This window comes from Janthinobacterium sp. Mn2066, from assembly GCF_049319705.1.
Classification (GTDB): Bacteria; Pseudomonadota; Gammaproteobacteria; order Burkholderiales; family Burkholderiaceae_D; genus Janthinobacterium.
In genome coordinates, this window is sequence record NZ_JBMOUF010000002.1 from 608,418 (window position 1) to 629,124 (window position 20,707).

Here is a 20,707-nt window from a genome sequence, read left to right on the forward strand (position 1 = left end):
CTTATTGCTGCGGCGTGCCGCGCACGTCGAATTCCACTTTCCAGCGCTCGGCGCCATCGATGGACACGGCCAGCAGTTCCAGCGTGCCCGCTTCGGTCACGCGCGCATGCAGCTTGACTTGCACCACGTCGCCGGCCTGGCGGCCTTCGGCTGATAACGTCGCCTGGATTTCGCTCAATTCCTGCAGTTCGTCCGGGCCCCAGAAGTCCAGCAAGTCACCGATCTGGTCGTTGCGGCGGGTGGACGAGGCGAAGAAGCGGAAGTGCACGGGTTCACCGACCACCAGGCCGAATTGCTGGCCCGGCAGTTCCAGTTCGCTGCCTTCTTCCATGCCGAACGGCGCCACGCACAGGGCCTGGATCGGCGGTTCCATGCCGGGGATGGCCGGCATGGCCGATTCGATCGCCACATAGAAGGAGCTGGCCGTGCCGCCGCGGATGCGCACGCCATGGCCACGACGCACGTAGCTGTAATAGGCTGCGCCGCGCGCCACCGCCAGGTCCAGGTCGGCGCCAGCCAGCATGCGGGCCGGTTCTGCGCCTTCCATGTACAGCCAGTCATTGACGGTGGACATGATGCGCTGCACCAGCAGGTCGGACTTGAAGACGCCGCCGTTGAACAGCACGGCCGTCGGATGCAAGAAGGTGGCGTCTTGCGCCTGGCGTCCTGCGAAGCCTTCCAGCTCACTGGTTGCCGCCACTTGCCGGCCCAAAAAGGCGGCCAGGTGGCGCGTGATGGCCGCGTCCTGCGCGTACGGCAAGCCCAGTTGCGTCAGGCCGGCGCGCGTGCGCACGGCAGGGCGGCTCGATGCTTCCACCTGCGGGAAGAAGCCGTCGAGGATAAAGGTCGATACTTCGGTCCGCGTCAGTTCGGTGCGGATCGAGCCGCCGATCAGTTTAGAACCACGGCTCGGCACGACGATGGGCGCCGTTTCCAGGCCGCTGTCGGCCAGCAGGCTTTCCTTGGCGCTGCGGCAGCCATAAGTGAGCGCGCGCATTTGCCAGGCGTCGAGCTGGGTGCCATTGGCCGCCAGCTTGCGGGCCACCAGGTGGGCCAGCGCCAGGTCCATATTGTCGCCGCCCAGCAGGATATGTTCGCCCACGGCCACGCGATGCGGTTCCAGCACGCCGTCGCGCTCGAGCACGGCGATCAGCGAAAAGTCGCTGGTGCCGCCGCCCACGTCGACCACCAGAATGATGTCGCCCGGCTTGACGTCCTTGCGCCAGCGGCCTTCGCTGGTCTGGATCCAGCTGTACAGGGCCGCTTGCGGCTCTTCCAGCAGGGTCAAGCCGGTGTAGCCAGCCGCTTGCGCCGCCTCCATGGTCAGTTCGCGCGCGGCAGGGTCGAACGAGGCGGGTATCGTGACGGTGATTTCCTGCTCGGCAAACGGCGCTTGCGGGTGGGCGTTGTCCCAGGCCTGGCGCAAGTGCGTCAGGTAGCGCGTGGCGGCCGTGATCGGCGAAATGCGGGCCACTTCTGCCGGCGCATCGCTGGGCAAAATGGCTGCGCGGCGGTCCACGCCAGGGTGGCACAGCCAGCTCTTGGCGCTCGATACCAGGCGGATCGGCGTGGTAGCGCCACGGCTGCGGGCCATTTCACCGACCACGAAAGGCGCGTCCGCTTCTTGCGTAACCCACGGCAGGGCCAGGTCGCCAGCGGCCACTTCATCGGCGTGCGGCAGGTAGACGAACGATGGCAGCAGCGGCAGTTCTTCTACCGTGCCTGGCGCCGACAGTTGTGGCACTTTCAGCACGCCGTGACTGGACTTTTCGCCATCGCTCTCTTGTAAATTCACATACGACAGGGCGCTGTGGGTGGTGCCCAGGTCGATGCCGATGGCATAACGGGCGTTGTTGGTGTTCACGGACTCGCTCACAGTTCCACCTCGGCTGGCGCCAAAATGGCTGCATCGTGCTGCTCGCTCAGTTTTGGCAGGCGCACGCTGGACGCGCGCCAGCCGCGATGGCTCAATGTCCCCTTGAACGGGGCCGAACCGACTACGTTGCCCGTCAGGCGCACGCTGGCCGAGTCAAAACCTTCGTTCAGGACGATGCGGCTGCCCTCGGCTTCCTGGCGCACGGCTTCGATGGTGAAGTATTCGCGCATGACCTTGGCGCAGCCTTCGTGCACCACGCGGGCCGCCGCGCCGATGTCGGCGTCGGCATGGCTGCCCAGGTTTTCTTGCGTAAAGTCGATCAGGCGCGCTTCGCGTTGCAGCAGGGCCAGCAATTGCAGGGCGGCGTCCGGCGTGGCTTCTTTTAATATGACGGGCGCTGCGACTGGGGCAGGTGCCGGCGTTACCGGAGCAACTGGCGCAACTGGGGCAACTTCAGGCAGTGCCAGTTTTTCCACGCGGGCCGCATAGGCGGCGTCGGACAGGGTGCTGAAGAAGGCGCCGAAGGCCAGCGGGACTCGGCGCCAGAATGACGGATGGGACGATGATGCGTTCATGGGATACTCGTTTCTCTGATCTGTAGGGAGGCGTCGGCGGCGCGCCTGGGGCGGGGCCGCTTCGCAAGGTCTTGCATGGGCCGGACCGTGTTGGCCGGCTGGCGTTGCCCGCATGATACCAGCTACAGCGCTGGCGCCAAAGTCGCCGCCCCTCGGGTAACCCTGGCCTGGCGTTCATTCTTTTTGTTTTTTCGCAAGGAAACGATGGGTTTTCTATTGTTTCGACTAAAATCGGTGCTTGGCATTTCCATATGTTTGCCATGCACATATTGCCTTTATAAAAATCAAAGAGAGTGGAAATGCGGAAAATTGTTTTAGCGGTCGCCGTCACCTTGTTATTGTCGGCTTGCAGCAGCAAGTCCGGCCCGTATCAGGCGGTGGAAACGCGGGTGATCGATGAGCGCAAGGACAATGCATTCCTTGCCTATGAGCACAGTATCGAGGTGGCGACGAGTGAAGCGCAGATATCGCCTTTGTATCAAAAAGTCATCGCTGCCTGCAAGGCCGATACGGAAAACGGCTGTCTGCTGCTCGATTCCAGCATCGCCAGCGGGCGCTATGTGCATGCACGCCTCAGCATGCGGGCCAGGCCGGCCGGCGTCAAAAAGATGATGGCGCTGCTCGGCAAGGAGGGCGAAGTCACCAGCCAGGGCACCAAGGTGGAAGACCTGGGCCGTCCCGTGCTCGACAGCCGCAAGCGCCTGGAGATGCTGCGCCAGTACCAGGCCCAGCTGCAGGAGCTGGAACAGCGATCGGGCAAGGATGTGGACGCCCTGATCAAGGTGACGAAAGAGCTGGCCACCGTGCAGGCGGAACTGGAGCAGGCCACGGCGGCCGATGCGCTGTTGATGCAGCGCATCGATACGGACTTGCTGAACGTGGCCATCAGCGCAGAAGGCAAGCAATCGTTCTGGACGCCCGTCAGGCGCGCGCTGGGCAATTTCACCGATAACCTGTCGGAAGGCATGGCCAACGCCATCACGGCGCTGGCCTATATGCTGCCGTGGCTGATCGCGTTCGTGCTGCTGTTTCCGCTGGGACGCAAGGGCTGGCGCAGGTTGCGGGGGAGTCCGCGCAAGTAATCAGCCTGCCATGGCTGCATAAAAACCTGTCTGCACAGTCCTTGTGCAGCCAGGTTTTTTTTCGTGCGCGCGGCTTGCCATCGCACCAAACAGTGGCGTTGTTCACCTTGTCCCAGGGATGGCGGTGCTGGCATGCATTCTGCTTTAGCAAGGATGTATGCCTTACTCGACACTCGCGGTTCCAATAAAAAGGGGTTCACATGTCACGACGCATCATCCTGAAAGCGGTAGCAGCAGGCGCACTGGCCTTGTCCACGTCCACATTCATGCAGTCGGCCTGGGCTGCCGAGACGATCAAGGTGGGCATCTTGCACTCCTTGTCGGGCACCATGGCGATTTCCGAAACGTCGCTGAAAGACGTGGCCCTGATGACGATCGCCGAGATCAATGCCAAGGGTGGCGTGTTGGGCCGGAAGCTGGAACCGGTGGTGGTCGATCCTGCGTCTAACTGGCCGCTGTTTGCGGAAAAGGCGCGCCAGCTGGTGGCGCAAGATAAGGTAGCCGTGGTGTTTGGCTGCTGGACTTCGGTGTCGCGCAAATCGGTCTTGCCCGTTTTTAAGGAACTCAACAGCCTGCTGTTTTATCCGGTGCAATACGAGGGCGAAGAGCTGGAGAAAAACGTGTTTTATACGGGCGCCGCGCCGAACCAGCAGGCGATCCCGGCCGTCGAATACCTGATGAGCAAGGATGGCGGCGGCGCCAAGCGTTTTGTGTTGCTGGGCACGGATTATGTGTATCCGCGCACCACCAACAAGATCCTGCGCGCTTATTTGAAAAGCAAGGGTGTCAAGGATAGCGATATCAGCGAGGTCTACACCCCATTCGGCCACGCCGATTATCAAACCATCGTCGCCAATATCAAGAAGTTTGCCGCCGGCGGCAAGACGGCCGTGATTTCCACCATCAATGGCGATTCCAACGTGCCGTTCTACAAGGAGCTGGGCAATGCAGGCTTGAAGGCGACCGATGTGCCCGTGGTGGCGTTTTCGGTGGGCGAGGAAGAATTGCGCGGCATCGATACCAAGCCCTTGCTGGGCCATCTGGCGGCCTGGAATTATTTCGAGTCTCTCAAGAACCCCGTCAACGCGGCCTTCATCAAGCAGTGGAAGGCGTATGCGGTCGCGCAAAAGCTGCCCAATGCAGGCTCGGTCGTGACCAACGATCCGATGGAAGCGACCTATGTCGGCATCCACCTGTGGGCGCAAGCCGTCGAGAAAGCCAAGTCGACCGATACCGACAAGGTGATCGCCGCCATGGCGGGCCAGAGCTTCAAGGCGCCGTCCGGCTTTACCCTGAGCATGGACGCCAGCAACCACCATCTGCACAAGCCCGTGATGATCGGCGAGATCAAGGCCGATGGCCAGTTCAACGTGGTGTGGAAAACCAGGGAACCGATACGCGCTCAGCCGTGGAGCCCGTATATCAAGGGCAATGAAGGCAAGCAGGGGCTGTAAGTTGAGCTTTTGAGCTGTGCTTTTAAGTTTACATCTTAAGCGTACTCCTGCGCGCAATCTTTCTTTGGAATTGACATGCGGCTTATTTCACAATGGCTGGTGTTGGCTGGCCTGTGCCTGTCATCGCTGGCCCAGGCAGCGATGGACCCCGGCTTGCTCAAACCGTTGACGGGCGACGATCCCGACGCCCGCATCGCCGCCGTCTCCTCTATCGCCGCGCTGGCCACACCGGACGCCATGCGCGTGCTGCAAGCCTTGCAGGCCGAGACCCTGTCGGCCACACCCGATGGCAAGCTGTTTATCGTTGACGGCGAGCAAGCCACAGATGCGCTCACGGGACAAAAGGTGGCCATGCCCGATGGCATCGACGGGGTGATGGTCAATAACCGCTTGCGCTCAGCAGTGGAGGGGGCTTTGTCGGGCCTGAAACTGCTGGCGCCGGACCGCGCCCAGCGCCTGGCGGCCGCGCAAGAGTTGCAGCAGGCAGTCGATCCATCGCAAATCCCCTTGATCCGCAAGGCGCTGGCGCAGGAGAGCGATGCCGGCATCAAACAGATATTGCAGGTGCTGATCGCCAGCGCCAACCTGCACGCGCCCGATGCGGCCACGCGCAAGCTGGCCGTGCAGGCGCTGGCCGGCAGCAGCGATGCACGTCTGCTGCCAGTCTTGCAAGCCATGCTGGAGAAGGGGGCCGATGGCAAGGCCAATGAACCGGATGAAAGCGTGCAGCTGGCCGCAATTGAAACCATGCGCCAGATCAAGGGAAGAGTGTGGCGCATGGAGTTTGCCGGCAATGTGTTTTACGGCATTTCGCTGGGCAGCGTGCTGCTGCTGGCAGCGCTGGGCCTGGCGATTACCTTTGGCTTGATGGGCATCATCAATATGGCGCATGGCGAACTGCTGATGATAGGCGCTTACACCACCTATCTGTGCCAGCTGTTTTTCCGCAAGTTTTTGCCAGGCATGCAGGACGCCTATCTGTTTGCCGCCTTGCCGGCGGCCTTTTTTGTTGCCGGCCTGGTGGGCGTGGTACTGGAACGCACAGTGATCCGCTGGCTGTATGGCCGGCCGCTGGAAACCCTGCTGGCTACCTGGGGCATCAGCCTGATTTTGATGCAGGCCGTGCGCACGATCTTCGGCGCGCAAAACGTGGAAGTGGCCAACCCGGCCTGGATGTCGGGTGGCGTCACCGTGCTGGGTGGCCTGGTACTGCCCTACAACCGGCTGGCCATCATCGGCTTTGCGGCCGTGGTGGTGGTCGCCGTCTGGCTGATCCTCAATAAAACGCGGCTGGGCCTGTTCCTGCGCGCCGTCACGCAAAACCGCCGCATGGCCGATTGCGTGGGCGTGGCCACCGGCAAGATCGACATGCTGACCTTTGGCCTGGGTTCCGGCATCGCCGGCCTGGGCGGCGTGGCCTTGTCGCAGCTGGGCAATGTGGGACCGGACCTGGGGCAAAGCTATATCGTCGACTCCTTCATGGTGGTGGTGCTGGGCGGCGTGGGGCAACTGGCGGGCACGGTGATTGCCGCGCTGGGTCTGGGCGAAGTCAATAAATTCCTGGAACCGGTGGCGGGCGCCGTGCTGGCCAAGATCGCCATTTTGGTGTTCATCATTATTTTCATCCAGCGCCGGCCGCAGGGCCTGTTTGCCATGAAGGGACGCAGCGTCGAATGATGAACTCATACACTCTCAATACTGGCCTGTTTTCGCGGCCCACGTGGCTGGCGATTGCCGCCTTCGCCGTGCTGGCGGCGCTGCTGCCCATCTGCAATCTGGTGTTTCCTGACGGGCATATCTTGCATGTGTCCGCCTATACGGTGGCGCTGGTGGGCAAGTTCATGTGTTATGCGCTGGCCGCGCTGGCGCTGGACCTGGTCTGGGGTTATACGGGCATCTTGTCGCTGGGCCATGGCGTGTTCTTTGCGCTGGGCGCGTATGCGCATGGCATGTACCTGATGCGCGCCATCGGCGACCAGGGCCAGTATCACAGCAGCCTGCCCGACTTCATGGTGTTTCTCGATTGGAAAACCTATCCCTGGTACTGGGCGTTCACCGAGCATTTCTGGTACTGCATGGCGCTGGTGGTGCTGGTGCCCGGGGTACTGGCCTTTGTATTCGGCTATTTTGCATTTCGTTCACGCATCAAGGGCGTGTATTTTTCCATCATCACGCAGGCGATGACGTATGCCTTCATGCTCTTGTTCTTCCGCAATGACACCGGCTTTGGCGGCAATAACGGCTTTACGGACTTCAAGACCATCCTTGGCTACAGCGTCACGGCGCCTGCCACCAGGGCCGTGCTGTTCCTGCTGACCCTGGCTCTCCTGCTGGCCGCCCTGGTGGGGGCGCGTGCCATCGTGCGCTCCAAACTGGGCCGCGTCTTGCAGGGCGTGCGCGGCAGCGAGGCACGCCTGATGTTCCTTGGTTACAACCCGCTATGGTTCAAGCTATTCGTCTGGACCCTGTCTGCGGTGCTGTGCGGCATCGCCGGCGCCCTGTACGTGCCGCAGGTAGGCATCATCAACCCGTCTGAAATGTCGCCCGCCAACTCGATCGAAATGGTGGTCTGGGTGGCGGTGGGCGGGCGCGGCACCCTGATCGGCCCCATCCTGGGCGCATTCACGGTGAATGGCTTGAAAAGCTGGTTTACGGCCGCCTTGCCTGAACTGTGGTTGTTTGCGCTGGGCCTGCTGTTTATCGTGGTCACGCTGTTCATGCAGCAAGGCATGCTGGGTCTATTGAAACAGTGGAAACGCGGCAAAAGCGCTGGCGTCGACAAGGAGGCGGCATGAGTATCCGCATGGTGCCCGGCATGGCCAGCGCTGAAGCGGGGCCATCGTACGCCAGGGTCAAGGGCGAGGGCCTCGATACCACGCATGGCGCGATCCTGTATCTGGAAGACATCAGCGTCTCGTTCGACGGTTTCAAGGCGCTCAATCAACTGAGCCTCGATATTTCCGTGGGAGAACTACGCTGCATCATCGGTCCGAATGGGGCGGGCAAGACCACCATGATGGACGTGATCACCGGCAAGACCCGCCCCAGTTCCGGCACGGCCTGGTTCGGGCAAACCATGAACCTGGCCAGCATGACGGAAGCCCAGATTGCCCACGCCGGCATCGGCCGCAAGTTCCAGCGTCCTACCGTATTCGAGCAGCATACGGTGTTCGAGAACCTGGAACTGGCGATGAAGATGGACAAGCGCGTGGCGTCCACCCTGTTTGCCCGCCTGAATTCCGGGCAGGCAGGCAAGATCGAGGCCATCTTGCAGCTGATACGCCTCAATGGCCAGGAAGCGCGCCTGGCGGGGCTGCTGTCGCACGGGCAAAAACAGTGGCTGGAGATCGGCATGCTGCTGATGCAGGAACCGCAGCTGATCCTGCTCGACGAACCCGTGGCCGGCATGTCGGACGCGGAAACGGCGCGTACGGCGGAACTGCTGAACGAATTGCGCGGCAAGCATTCCATCATGGTGGTCGAACATGACATGGGTTTTGTCACGGAGATTGCCGGGCAGGGCATCGTGACCGTGCTGCACGAAGGTTCCGTGCTGGCGCAGGGCCGCATGAGCGAGGTGCAGGCCGACGAACGCGTGATCGAAGTCTATTTGGGAAGGTAGGGAAGCTGCCATGCTGGAAGTCGAACAGTTGCATCAATACTATGGTTCCTCGCACACCTTGCGCGGTATTTCCCTGTCGGCCAGGAAAGGCGAGTGCCTGGCTTTGCTGGGGCGCAATGGCGTCGGCAAGACCACCTTGCTCAAATGCCTGATGGGTGTGCTGCCGGTAGCCAAGGGCGCGGTGGTCCTGAATGGCCAGCCGGTGACAAAACTCACGCCGCACGCCCGCGCCAGGCTGGGGATGGCTTATGTGCCGCAGGGGCGCGACATCTTTGCCCGCCTGACGGTCGAGGAAAACCTGTTGATGGGGATGGCCGTCAAGCGGGGACGGGCAGCCTCGCGTATCGATACCCAGGTGTATGAATTGTTTCCGGTGCTAAAGGAAATGCTGCAGCGGCGCGGCGGCGACCTGTCGGGCGGCCAGCAGCAGCAACTGGCGATTGCGCGCGCCTTGCTGGCCGAACCGCAACTGATTATTTTCGATGAGCCGACGGAAGGCATCCAGCCCTCCGTGATCAAGGATATCGGACGCGTCATCAACCTGTTGAAGCAGCGCGGCGACATGGCCATCGTGCTGTGCGAACAGTATTTCGATTTTGCCCGCGAACTGGCGGACAATTTCCTTGTCCTGTCGCGCGGCAGCGTGGTGGCCAGCGGCACGGCGGCGCAGATGGATGGCGAAGACGTCAGGCGCCACCTGGCAGTGTAAGCAAAAAAGCCTGCCGCGTACTGAAACGTCGGCAGGCTGTGTTTGAACGGGCCGTTCATGGCCCGTTCTTAATAACTTGATCCTTGAAAACGCTGCTCTTTAAATGCCTCTTGGAGCAGGTTGTTCCGGCATTTGCTGGCGATAATCACTGATTTCATCTTTTTCAGAGATGGACGATACATTGCTAGCTTGTTTCCCGCGTTTTTTGATATTACTGCCGGTAACTACTTCGTCATTTTCTTGGGCGTAGCGATTGCCTGAACTTCCCGCTGGCATGGGGGAGGATGCGCAAGCACTCAGCAGGGTAAGCGCGGACAAACTCAGGAGCATTTTTTTCATGAACGAGATCTAACCTTATTGAAAAGAGGAGGCTGCGTCTTTTTGCATGCCATCTAAAAAATAGCATGTTGTCATTCAATCTTAATGTAGTTGTTGATAATGTTCAATTATTCTTTTGGTAAACATTTTCAGCAAAAAATGCAAACCGATAAGCGCATCGTGCGTGCGTGGTGTCAATCCTTACACCAGTTGCAAGCACCCCAGCACGGCGCCCGCGGCCAGCAGCCACAGCAAATGGATGCGCGTGCGCCAGAGGATCAGGCCGGCAGCTATCGATAAGGTCCACAACGGCCAGTCGGTGCGCAGGTTGTGGTTGGCGCCGCCCAGGATCATGCCGGTGGAAATCAGGAGGGAAATGACAATCGGCACCATGCCTTGCTTGAACGCACGCACGGCGCGCAGGTCGCGGTTGCGGTAGCCCCATTGAGCCGCCACATAGGTCAGGGTAGTACTGGGCAACATGATGCCCAGCATGGTGACGAACACGCCCAGGTAAGCAGCCGTGTAGCTGCCCGCGTTCAGCCCCACGTTCCAGCCCATCAGGGCGACGAACAATACGTTGGGGCCGGGCGCGGCCTGGGCGATGGCGACCGATTCATTGAATTGGGCCTGCGTCAGCCAGCCTTGCTGTTCCACCAGGAAGCGGTGCATTTCAGAGGTGGTGGAAATGGCGCCGCCGATCGACATCAGGGACAGCATCAGATAGTGGCCGAACAGGTTCAGCCAGTCTGCCGCGCTCAGCACCAGGTGGATCGGCGGGTTCATGGTCCCAGCTTTCTATAAGTCATGACGCAACCCAGGCCGCCCAGGCCCAGCAGGATGTAGAGCAGGGGCCAGTGCAAAATGGCCACCATCAGCACTCCCAGCACGCTGATCGGCACGGTCAGCCACAACGGCAGCGGATGCTTGCCCAGCGCGGCGGCCAGTTTCAGGCCGGTGGCGCCTATCATGCCGGCCGAGACGGCGGCCATGCCGCGCAACGCGCCGATCACTTGCGGGTGCTCGCCAAACCGCGTGTACAGTACGCCCAGGATCAGCACGACGACGAGGGGCGCGGCCAGCATGCCGGCCAGCGCCGTCAGCGCGCCTTTCAAGCCGAAATAGCGGCCGCCCACCATCAGTGACAGGTTGGCAACGTTGGGGCCGGGCATGATTTGCGCAACTGCCCAGTCTTCCAGGAATTCTTCCTGGGTCAGCCAGCGCTTGCGTTCGACCAGTTCGCGCTGCACCACGGCCAGCACGCCGCCAAACCCCTGCAAGGCTAGTAGGGTAAAGGAGAAAAACAGGTCGGCAAGCGAGGCGGGCCGGGGACGCAAGGGCGGCGCAGTGTCGCTGGCGGCCGCGCTGGGTGGGGGCGATGGCAGGGGAGGGGACATGTCCGATTATCGCTGCGCCAGCGCTCGCTTGTCCACGGTTTTTCCAGCGCGCGGCTTCCTGAAGAGTCCGGGTGGAAAAAGTCGGGCTTCATGTTTGCCTGTCATTGACATCGAGAATTTATCGGCCATACTTTGGCTGTCTTCCCACGCGCTGGTCCATGCATGCCATGGCGATAGCGTATCCCTTCCGCCTTCCCTTCTGCAGGAGCAAGCCCATCATGCCTAGTTCTTCTCAAACACTGCATATGCCGGTTAGCAAGTTGATGCCCCATGCACGCACCAATCAAAAGATGTGCGACATCATCAATACGGGCATTGCCGTGCAGGCGGCGTTCAGTACCTTGTGCGCCCTGGAATACCTGAAGTCATACAATATCGACCCTGAATTGATCGAACGCGTGCTGTTGCAGCCGGAGCGTCGCCGCCCTTGGCTGCACTGACAACAGATGTTGCTGTAGATCATAATCAGCCGTTGTCGAATTGTTCACTGTGGTTCAGTTATGCACAAATGATGGGTTAGCGAAATTCGTGAAATAATTTTCCCGTGAGTATGTGTGATTTTGTAAGTGATTGATTTTTAATGGATTTATTTTTGCTGTTTGATTGAGCATTTTATTGAAACCCGCACGGGCTGTGGCTTTGAAGACTGTCAATAGGTCCTTATCCACAAAGATATCCACAGTCCGTGTGGATATCTGAAAAATGGCTTAACAATCCGCTACTTAGATGATTTGGATCAAAACGGCGCGCCAGGCCGCTTATGCGCTGCGCGCAGATGGCATGCGAAGTGGAACTGTATGCCCATCCAGTGTGCGTGTTTTTTAACCAGAAGTCGCTCGGTTGCACGCAGTTGTGCCCGCTTGCACTCAGTGCCTGCCGCCCTGGTGTTCCAGTGCCGCCGCCAGCTCGGCCACTTGCTGCTGTGCTTCGCGCAAGCTGGCGTAAGTGCGCAGCGACGAGATGACGGTCGTAAATAGTTTGCGCGTCGTTAAGTCTGTCTTGCACCAGAAATCGTTGATGTCATAGTCGACGATGATGCGGTGTTCCAGCGCCTGCCCCGGCTGGCCGGTGCGCAAGATGATGCGCACGGCGCTGTTGTGCAATTCTTCCCGGATCTGGCGCGCCACTTGCAAGCCTGCATCCTGGCTCTCCATGATGACGTCCAGCAGCACCACTGCCACGTCGGGCGTGCTGCGCAGCACGGCAAGCGCTTCGAGGCCCGAGTAGGCATGCAGGAAGCTCAGGCGCCTGCCCTGGAAACTGGCCTGGCTGAGAGCGAACTTGGTGACTACGTGCACGTCGACATCATCGTCGACGATCAGGACGCGCCATGGCGCCGCTGCCTGGGCAAGGTCGGCGGCCTCGCTGGCAGTGTGCGGGTCGTCCACTAGCCAGTCGGGATCGTCAGCCGCCGTGGCGGCGCTGTCGCTTGCTGTCTTGGAGTTCATGCTTTCCCCTGCGGTAATCATGCGGCGAGAGAGCCACACCATGTCAGTGTGCACGCTTTGTCAAAAGGCTGCATGCAAGCGTACGGGGACGCCGCGCGACTGGTCTGCAGATCGATTGCTTATGCACAGCAAAATATATTTTTCATGAAACCAAGTAACTTTGTTTTCGTGCAAACTCCGCCGTACAAGTCATTGATTTTATTCAGTAAAAATATTGCCTGTGAAAACGGCAAATTGTTGAAACCCGCATCAATACTGGCTTTGCGGCTTGTCAATAGGGGCTTATCAACAACTTTATCCACAGTTGCTGTGGATATCTGGAAAAGTCCTGTAAAAACGCGGACTTAGCTCGGCGTGCTGATGAGTGACATGGGTCTTCAGGCTAGCCGGCTATCGGCGCCACGGTCCTGCAATTGCGCAAAGCATTGCAAAAAACGTTGCTTTGCGACACTGGGATCCATGGCCACGATTATACCGGGCAAGGGCGTGATGCCGTCAAGGTAAGCCCAGCGCTCGACGGAATGCGGCATCAGGTCGCGTTTTTCGGTCGCCAGCGCAATCAGGTCGGCGTGCTTGATGGGGCCGTAATCTGAAAAATCGAGCTCGTAGGTGGCGGCGATGATGGCGCTGACCTTGTCTTCCAGTGCGGCAAACTCCGGCAGCAGTACCTTCAACGGTTTCACCATGTCGCCCAGATAGGCTTCGGCTGCGTCGTGCAGCAAGGCCGCCAGCTTGAGTCGTGGCGGCACCAGCTGCGCCACGATCAGGCTGTGCTGGGCGACCGAGTAAAACACTTGCGTCTGCCCATTGAAGCGGCACTGGTACGCCAGCCCGTGCGCGATATCTTCGATGGCCACCTTGTCGATGTGCGGCCGCAGCGGATAAAAACGGTTGCCCGAATACGTGGAGACATAGTCGGTGGTGATCATCTCCGTGGTCTTCATCATGATTGCGTAGTGAAAGTGGCCAGGTGTCCATGCTACACCCTAGGCCCTGCGCTTGCCGTTCCCCTTCCTGCTGTCCAGCCTATGCATATTGGCAAATTGTTTAATTTATTTCATATCATTAATCTTTCATTCTCTGGCACACTAAGAGAATATTGTTTGATTGAAATCAAATCTGGGGTGACAAGATGACGGCAAGACCTTCTTATATTTACCAGGGCGGTTCGGTGATGATGCACTCGCCGCTGCAATTGAAACAGTCTGAAATGTACGGTTATTTCGTCAAGGGCGACCTGGCGAAACTGCAGGCGACTGTCAACACCACCTTGAACCAGGTGGCGGGCAAGCGCATGACCTTGAAGGCCTTGTCGCCGTATGTGATGCTGACCTTTACGCGGGTCAACCACGCCGATTCGGCCAACCCGGTCGACCAGGCCAAGGGCTGGATCACGGAAGTCGATATCGTCACCTGGATCATGGTGGGCCAGATGGATGCCCAGGGCAAGCTGGCGCATATCTATTGGTACCCCTGCCATATTTTTGTCGACGATGCGATGGCCCTGATCAACGGGCGCGAGCTGTTCGGCTATCCCAAATACCTGTGCGAATACGAGATTCCCGCCGCCGGCAGCGAGCCGCTGCGCTGTTCCGTGGCGGCCAAGGGTTTCCAGCATTTTTCACCGGAAACGAAGCTGGCGCTGCACCCGTTGCTGGAAGTCAACGCCACCGTGCAAAAGGGGCCGCACCAGCCCGTCAACAGTTTCCTGGAACTGATCGAGCAGGCGTTCAAGATCTTCTTGTCCATCCCGGACTTCTTCGATATGGATGCGGCCGGCTGGCAGGATATCCTGTCGCTGCTGCGCAATCCCCGCATCGACCAGATCTTCCTCAAGCAGTTCCCCGACAGCGCAGGCGTGAAAGCCGTGTACCAGGCGCTGGTCGCGGCGCCGGCCACCATCAACCGCCTGCACAGCGCGCGCCTGCTCGGCCATGAATACGAATGCACCTTGCACGCCTTCGACAGTTTTCCGCTCAATGACACGCTGGGCCTGAAGCTGGGGCCGCAGCAAGCCATCCTGCCCTTCAATGTGAATTTCGACTTCACGGCCATGCCGGGCGAAGAGCTGGTCGACAACTCGCGGGTCGCGCCGGAAAAGATCGCCATCCTGGGCGGCGGCGTGGCGTCGATGACGGCGGCGTATTACCTGAGCAACCAGCCTGGCTGGCAAAACGAGCGCGAGATCACGGTGTACCAGTTGGGCTGGCGGCTGGGCGGCAAGGGCGCCAGCGGACGCAATGCGGCCATGGGCCAGCGCATCGAGGAACACGGCCTGCATATCTGGTTCGGCTTTTATGCCAACGCCTTCAAGATGATCAAGGAAGCCTACGCCAGCCTGGACAGGCCGGCCGGCTCACCGCTGGCTACCTGGCGCGACGCCTTCAAGCAGCACGATTACGTGGCCTTGTCGGAAGACGTCAAGGGCGGCTGGCGCAACTGGTCCATCGTGTTCCCTACCTTGCCAGGCGAGCCGGGCGAGGGCGGCGAAGACATCACCCTGTGGCAGATGGCGGTGGCGATGGTGGGCTGGATCGAACAGTGGATCGGCGATATCCGCAAGGTGGCTGCGGCCGATGCGCGCATCGTCACGGCCGCCGAGGGGAGTGGCGCGTGGCCAGGCTGGCTGCGGCGCCTGGCCGATGAAGCCGTGGGCAAGGCCGATGAACTGGGGCTGGACGTGGGCTTGTCGGTGGGCGCGCTGGTGGCGCTGGTGGCCGACCTGGCGCCCGATTCGCGCAAGCACGACGCGGCCCGCCACCAGCTGCTGGCCAGTAGCCTGAGCGGCATCCGCGCCTGGCTGCGTTTGCGCTACCGCAGCAAGATCGATGGCGACGATCGCTTGCGCCGTTTGTTTACCTGCCTGGACCTGGGCATCACGGTCATGAAGGGCATGTTTGAAGACGGCGTGTTCAAGCATGGTTTCGATGTCATCAACGATATCGATTTCCGCGCCTGGCTGCGCAAGCATGGCGGCGATGAACAGTTCAGCGTCAATTCGGCGCCCGTGCGCGGCTTTTACGACCTGGTGTTTGCCTACGAGGGCGGCGATTTCGGCAAGCCCAATATCGAGGCGGGCACCCTGCTGCGGGCGATGGCGCGCATCGGCCTGGCCTACAAGGGCGGCATCATGTTCAAGATGCAGGCCGGCATGGGCGACACCATATTCACGCCGTTGTACGAAGTGCTGCAACGGCGCGGCGTCCAGTTCAAGTTCTTCCAGCGCGTGGAAGAACTGGTGCCGCTGCACGGCGAGATCGGCAGCATCCGCATCACCGAGCAGGTGCAGCTGGCGGATTCGGCTGCCGGCTATGCGCCGCTGGTCGATGTCAAGGGCCTGGCCTGCTGGCCCAGCGGACCCGATTACGCACAGATCGACCCTGCGCAGGCGGCCCTGCTGCAGGCAAAAGACATCAACCTGGAGTCGTACTGGAGCGACTGGCCGCAGCAATACCAGCAGGCGTTCGGCCAGCCGCTGCCCGTCACGGTGCTGCAGAAGGGCGTCGACTTCGACAAGGTGGTGTTCGGCATTTCCATCGGCTCGCTGCCTGCCCTGTGCCCGCAATTGCTGGCGTCGAGCCCGGCCCTGCAACTGGCCGTCGACAAGGTCAAAACGGTGGCCACGCAAGCCTACCAGGTCTGGCTGAACAAGGATTTGAGGCAGATGGGCTGGACTTATCAGCCGCAAGGCCAGCAGCCGGTTCTGTCGGCCTTTACGGAACCGTACGATACCTGGGCGCCGATGGACCAGCTGCTGGCGCACGAGGACTGGCCGGCCGGCCTGGAGCCGAAGAACGTGTCCTATTTCTGCAGCGCGTTCCCGGTCGACCGCTATCCGCCCGTGACGGACACGGATTTCCCGGCCCGCTGCGCGCAAAGGGCGAAGCAGGGCGCCGTGCATCAGTTAAGTACGCAGATCGGCGCCTTGTGGCCGGAAGCGGGGGCGGGCGCCGTCTTCCCGTGGCAATGGCTGATCGACGCCAAGGAAGGCAGCGGCCCGGCGCGTTTCGACAGCCAGTACTGGCGCGCCAACGTCGATCCATCCGAGCGCTACGTGATGTCGGTGGTGGGCAGCACGCAGTACCGGCTGGCGACGGAGCAGTCAGGCTTTGCTAACCTGTTCCTGACGGGCGACTGGATCAAAACGGGCTTGAATGCAGGCTGCGTGGAAGCGGCCGTGATGGCGGGCATGCAGACTGCGCGCGCCATGACAGGCTATCCGGCCGTGATCCAGGGCGAGAAGGATTTTTAGGCGGCCTTGAAAAAAGTGCCGGCCCGTTACAGTTTGCTGGCGTATTTCAGGGTTCGGGCTTGCTATGATGGCGTGGTCCCCGGTCTCTTTTGGAGCGTCTATGAAATGCCTGTCTTTATCTGTTCTTTTGGCTGCGCTTGCCGGCAGCGCCGCCGCGCAGCAGGCGGCCACCATTCCTCTGTGGCCAGGTTCGCCGCCGGGTGGCGCCGCGCCCGGGCCGCAGCGTGAAACCGGCAAAGGCTCGATCACGCAGGTGGCCCAGCCTTATCTGATCGTGCACCGCGCCGAGCAACCCAACGGGACGGCCGTGCTCCTGATCAGCGGCGGCGGTTATGCGCATATCGAAGCGGGCAAGGAAAGCGGGCCGACGGCGGCCTGGCTGCAATCGCAGGGCATCAGTGCATTCGAGCTGGTGTACCGCTTGCCGCAAGAGGGGGGCGGCGTGGCGGCGCCGTTCCAGGATGGCCAGCGCGCCATGCGGCTGATCCGCGCGCACGCCAGCGAATGGAAGATCGATCCTGCCCGCATCGGCATCCTGGGCTTTTCCGCCGGCGGCCACCTGGCCGGCATGACGGCGGCCCGGCCGGCGGCGCCCTGGTATGCGCCGGTCGATGCTGCCGATACGGTCTCGGCGCGGCCCGATTTCGCCGTGCTGCTGTATCCCGTGCTGACCATGCAGCAGCCGTATGACACCACGCACGCGAAGAAATCGTTGCTGGGCGCGCACCCCACGAAGGCCGAGCGCGACGCCATGTCGGTGGAGCTGCAGGTGACGCCGCAGATGCCGCCGGTTTTTCTGGCGCAGGCCGAGGATGACCCGATTTCGCCGCCTGAAAATAGCCGGCTGATGGACCAGGCCCTGCGCAAGGCGGGCGTGCCCGTCAAGCTGCAGATGTTCCGGCAGGGTGGCCATGGCTGGGGCTTGGGCAAGCCTGGCAGCGAGCCGGCCGCCTGGCCGCAATTGTTCCTGAGCTGGGTGCGCGGCGAAGGTTTTTTACCTTGACTGAACGTTCAATGTGCAAGGCCTAGGCATCTGGCCGGCTCAAATCGCGGCGCGCCGCGTCCAGCGCCGCCTGCACTTGCGGCAGCCGTTCTTCCGCCTCATCGAGCTGCCCTTCCGAGGCCAGGGTTTCCAGTTGATGGCACAGGCTATGCAGGGTCGGGTGGCTCAGGTAGCCGGCGCTGCCTTTCAGGGCATGGAAGGCGGCCGCTGCCGCGCTGGCGTTGCCGTCACGGACGGCATGGCGGGCCAGGTCGAAGCGGCGCGGCGCTTCATCTAAAAACGCTTGCGCGATGCGCTGCAAATGCTGCGGCGACAGGCCGGCCAGCGGCAGGATGTGCACCGGCAGCGTCAAGGGATCAAGCGCCAGCCCGTCGCTGGCGGCTGCGCCGTCTTCCGTCCCGGACAAGCCAAACTGGCGCGCCAGCGCATCATCTTCCAGCGCCGGCTCGGATGGCGGCGCTGGCCTGGCTGGCGGCAGCGCATGGCCGCGCGCCAGCAGCAGGTCGATCACGGCGTCGATTTTCTGGAACAGCAGCGCTTCATCGACCGGTTTGCTGAGGAAGTCGTCCATGCCCGCCTCGAGGTAGCGCTGGCGGTCATGTTCGCTGGCGTTGGCCGTCAGCGCGATGATGGGGATCCGTGCATCGGCAATGGGCAGTTCTGCGCTGCCGCCGGCCCGTATCAGATGCGTGGCCTGTTCGCCGTCCATCAGGGGCATGCGGCCATCCATCAACACGCAGTCGTAGCTTGCGCCGGCCAGTGCGCCCAGCGCTTCGACGCCATTTTCCACGATGGTCACATCGTGGCCCATGCCCTCCAGCAGCGTGCCGATGATGATCTGGTTGGTGCGCACGTCTTCCGCGCACAGGATGCGCAGGCGGCAGGCATGGTGCGCATGGCGCGGCGCCTGGCGGGCGTCCGGCGGCGGCGCGCTGCCTTCGGCCAGCGGCAGGCTGAAATGGAAGCGCGAGCCGATGCCGACCCGGCTTTCCACGCCTATCGTGCCTTGCATCAGTTCGACCAGCTCCTTGCAGATGGCCAGGCCCAGTCCCGTGCCGCCATAGCGGCGCGTGGTGGAGTGGTCGGCCTGCTCGAACTTCTGGAACAGGCGGGGCAGGGTGTCGGCGTCGATGCCCGCGCCCGTGTCGCTGATGACGAATTCGATGTCGTGGGTCTGCCCGCGCTGGCCGCCGCGGCAGCGCCGCACTTCCAGCAGCACTTCGCCATTGGCCGTGAACTTGATCGCATTGCCCAGCAGGTTGATCAGGATCTGGCGCAATCGCGTGGGGTCGGCGCGCACATAGCGGGGCAGGTCCAGCGCCAGTTCGCGGCGCAGCAGCAGGCTCTTGGCGTCGGCCTGGCCCTGCACGATGCCGGCCGCGTCGCCGATCAGGGCCAGCAGGTCGAAATCGACCGTTTCCAGTGTCAGCTTGCCCGCGTCGATCTTGGAAAAGTCGAGGATGTCGTTGAGGATGGTCAGCAGCGACACGCCGTTGTGCAGGCCGATGCGCAGGTATTCCTGCGTGCGGCCGCGTACCGACTGGTCGCGCAGGGCGAACTTGAGCATGCCGATCACGCCGGCCAGCGGGGTGCGGATGTCATGGCTCATGGCCGACAGAAAATCGATGCGGTGGCGGCTGACCACTTCCGCGTGCTCCTTGGCCACCAGCAGCGCCTCATTGCTGAGGGTGAGGGCCTGGGTGCGTTCCTGCACCCGCTGCTCCAGGTTGTTGCGCAGCACGCGGATCTGGTCGGCCAGCGCAAACGCCAGCAGCAGGCCGTCGAGGGTGCCGCCCAGCAGGGTCCACAACTGGGCATTGCTGACCACGGCCGGGATCAGGCCCAGGTTGGCCGGCAGGATGATGAAGCCGGGCAGTATCAGGGAGATGAAGGCAAACACGAAAAAACGCGCCGGCTGGTAGCCGCGCCGCCAGACGACGATGCCGCAGGTCAGCGCCAGCACCATCCAGATGGTAATGGCGATGGTGGCCAGCGCGTGTGCATAGTGCAGCGCGAAAAAACAGCTGGGCAGCAGCAGCAGCGGCAGTATCAGGTTGATTTTGCTGATGCGGGCCAGGCGCGGCGAATATTCACGCAGGCGCAGGAAGTGCGTATAGAACAGGGTGCTCAGGACGGGCAGCAGGAAGAACGGCACATAATGCAGTTCCAGCATGTGCCAGTCGAACAGGTCGGCGAAGACGTGGAAGGTCATGGCCCAGGCCACGCCATAGGTCAGCACGTACAGCGCATAGTAGAACGACGCTTTTTCCAGGGTGATGGAAAAGATGAAGAAGTTGAACAGGCCCAGCGCCAGCAGGGCGCCAAGCGAGGCCACCATCAGGAAGTTTTCGCGGCCGACCAGCTGGCGGTAAGTCTGTTGCGGGGTCACGGCAAACAGCGGCGCACGCGCATAATAGGGACTGGAAAAACGGATCAGCACCTGGTACGTTACGCCCGGTTCCAGCAGTACGTTCTTGCCGTAATGGAGCAGGTAATCGTGCTGTTGCTGGTAGCCCGACAGCAGGGTCAGCGGGATGCCGGGCTCGTCGGGTTCATACACGTGGATCGCCACCTGGTCGATCAGGGTGTCGTTCGGATCGATCACCCAGTGCTGTTCTCCGCTGTCGTTGCGCACCTGCGCATACAGCCAGTAGGCGCCGCCGAACAGATTGATGTCCTTGGCCGGCCGCAGGCTGGCCAGCCAGGCCGGCAAGGCGGCCGTCGTGGGCGGCGTGGTGGTTTCGCCTGCCGGAGGCACATCGTCGGCATAAAACAGCTGGCCGCCATCGCCGAGATGATGGATGCCTTGCACCGTCAGTGGCAGCACCGGTGGCTGCGGCAGCGCCTGCGCGCGGGCGGCGCTTGCCAGGCAGAGCAATACAAGCGAGCACAATACCGCCATCAGCCACATCGCCTGCCGCAGAGGGGCAGGTCTGTCATGCTGGAATGGGGAGGGAAGGGCTGGCATCGG

The 20,707-nt window shown here is 61.6% G+C and carries 17 protein-coding genes; 9 read left to right on the forward strand and 8 right to left on the reverse strand.

Translation table 11 applies throughout. The annotated features are described in order from the left end of the window. Nucleotide 1: 1 nt before the first annotated feature. Both ACL9RI_RS06040 and ACL9RI_RS06045 read right to left on the reverse strand, forming a co-directional pair. Entirely contained in the window at nucleotides 2-1,864 is a 1,863-nt protein-coding gene (locus ACL9RI_RS06040; protein WP_422725669.1) for an Hsp70 family protein, read from the reverse strand. A gap of 8 nt (nucleotides 1,865-1,872) precedes the next feature. Beyond that, on the reverse strand, nucleotides 1,873-2,451 hold the full coding sequence (locus ACL9RI_RS06045) for a DUF2760 domain-containing protein (RefSeq protein WP_422725670.1): 579 nt from the start codon (nucleotides 2,449-2,451) through the stop codon (nucleotides 1,873-1,875). Nucleotides 2,452-2,750: 299 nt separating this feature from the next. Between ACL9RI_RS06045 and ACL9RI_RS06050 the strand changes: the two genes are divergently transcribed. The 6 genes from ACL9RI_RS06050 (at nucleotide 2,751) to urtE (ending at nucleotide 9,318) form a co-directional block, all read left to right on the forward strand. Continuing rightward, nucleotides 2,751-3,533, forward strand: coding sequence for a DUF4349 domain-containing protein (locus tag ACL9RI_RS06050; RefSeq protein ID WP_422725671.1), 783 nt, complete (start codon nucleotides 2,751-2,753; stop codon nucleotides 3,531-3,533). A gap of 200 nt (nucleotides 3,534-3,733) precedes the next feature. Then, a complete protein-coding gene (gene urtA, locus ACL9RI_RS06055) occupies nucleotides 3,734-4,987 on the forward strand; it encodes an urea ABC transporter substrate-binding protein (RefSeq protein WP_422725672.1) in 1,254 nt (417 codons plus the stop codon). A 75-nt stretch (nucleotides 4,988-5,062) separates the two neighbouring features. After that, a complete protein-coding gene (urtB, locus tag ACL9RI_RS06060; protein WP_422725673.1) occupies nucleotides 5,063-6,664 on the forward strand; it encodes an urea ABC transporter permease subunit UrtB in 1,602 nt (533 codons plus the stop codon). Next, a complete protein-coding gene (gene urtC, locus ACL9RI_RS06065) occupies nucleotides 6,664-7,782 on the forward strand; it encodes an urea ABC transporter permease subunit UrtC (protein WP_422725674.1) in 1,119 nt (372 codons plus the stop codon). The genes urtB and urtC overlap by 1 nt, the downstream gene beginning before the upstream one ends. Continuing rightward, nucleotides 7,779-8,609 (forward strand): urea ABC transporter ATP-binding protein UrtD, encoded by an 831-nt coding sequence (urtD, locus tag ACL9RI_RS06070; RefSeq protein WP_422725675.1) that lies wholly within the window; start codon nucleotides 7,779-7,781, stop codon nucleotides 8,607-8,609. The genes urtC and urtD overlap by 4 nt, the downstream gene beginning before the upstream one ends. Before the next feature lie 10 nt (nucleotides 8,610-8,619). Continuing rightward, a complete protein-coding gene (urtE, locus tag ACL9RI_RS06075) occupies nucleotides 8,620-9,318 on the forward strand; it encodes an urea ABC transporter ATP-binding subunit UrtE (RefSeq protein WP_422725676.1) in 699 nt (232 codons plus the stop codon). A gap of 99 nt (nucleotides 9,319-9,417) precedes the next feature. Here urtE and ACL9RI_RS06080 read toward each other — a convergent pair whose 3' ends face one another. From ACL9RI_RS06080 to ACL9RI_RS06090, 3 genes are all read right to left on the reverse strand, one after another. Continuing rightward, entirely contained in the window at nucleotides 9,418-9,657 is a 240-nt protein-coding gene (locus tag ACL9RI_RS06080) for a hypothetical protein (RefSeq protein ID WP_422725677.1), read from the reverse strand. Nucleotides 9,658-9,837: 180 nt separating this feature from the next. After that, a complete protein-coding gene (locus ACL9RI_RS06085; protein WP_422725678.1) occupies nucleotides 9,838-10,422 on the reverse strand; it encodes a chromate transporter in 585 nt (194 codons plus the stop codon). Then, entirely contained in the window at nucleotides 10,419-11,033 is a 615-nt protein-coding gene (locus ACL9RI_RS06090; protein ID WP_422725679.1) for a chromate transporter, read from the reverse strand. Before ACL9RI_RS06090 ends, ACL9RI_RS06085 begins: the two co-directional genes overlap by 4 nt. A gap of 218 nt (nucleotides 11,034-11,251) precedes the next feature. Here ACL9RI_RS06090 and ACL9RI_RS06095 point away from each other — a divergent pair, with 218 nt between their 5' ends. Continuing rightward, nucleotides 11,252-11,473: a hypothetical protein gene (locus ACL9RI_RS06095; RefSeq protein WP_422725680.1), complete on the forward strand. Its 222-nt coding sequence runs from the start codon at nucleotides 11,252-11,254 to the stop codon at nucleotides 11,471-11,473. 426 nt (nucleotides 11,474-11,899) lie between these two features. Here the strand turns inward: ACL9RI_RS06095 and ACL9RI_RS06100 are convergent, their stop codons facing one another. Then, nucleotides 11,900-12,481 (reverse strand): response regulator, encoded by a 582-nt coding sequence (locus ACL9RI_RS06100; RefSeq protein ID WP_422725681.1) that lies wholly within the window; start codon nucleotides 12,479-12,481, stop codon nucleotides 11,900-11,902. 377 nt (nucleotides 12,482-12,858) lie between these two features. After that, nucleotides 12,859-13,428, reverse strand: coding sequence for a phosphohydrolase (locus ACL9RI_RS06105; RefSeq protein ID WP_422725682.1), 570 nt, complete (start codon nucleotides 13,426-13,428; stop codon nucleotides 12,859-12,861). 185 nt (nucleotides 13,429-13,613) lie between these two features. Between ACL9RI_RS06105 and ACL9RI_RS06110 the strand changes: the two genes are divergently transcribed. Both ACL9RI_RS06110 and ACL9RI_RS06115 read left to right on the forward strand, forming a co-directional pair. Further along, a complete protein-coding gene (locus ACL9RI_RS06110) occupies nucleotides 13,614-16,733 on the forward strand; it encodes an NAD(P)-binding protein (RefSeq protein WP_422725683.1) in 3,120 nt (1,039 codons plus the stop codon). Between the two features lie 100 nt (nucleotides 16,734-16,833). Further along, on the forward strand, nucleotides 16,834-17,736 hold the full coding sequence (locus ACL9RI_RS06115) for an alpha/beta hydrolase (protein ID WP_422725684.1): 903 nt from the start codon (nucleotides 16,834-16,836) through the stop codon (nucleotides 17,734-17,736). Nucleotides 17,737-17,758: 22 nt separating this feature from the next. Here the strand turns inward: ACL9RI_RS06115 and ACL9RI_RS06120 are convergent, their stop codons facing one another. Further along, the gene (locus ACL9RI_RS06120) at nucleotides 17,759-20,638 is read right to left on the reverse strand and encodes an ATP-binding protein (RefSeq protein ID WP_422725685.1); all 2,880 of its coding nucleotides are present in this window, start codon (nucleotides 20,636-20,638) and stop codon (nucleotides 17,759-17,761) included. Nucleotides 20,639-20,707: the final 69 nt, after the last annotated feature.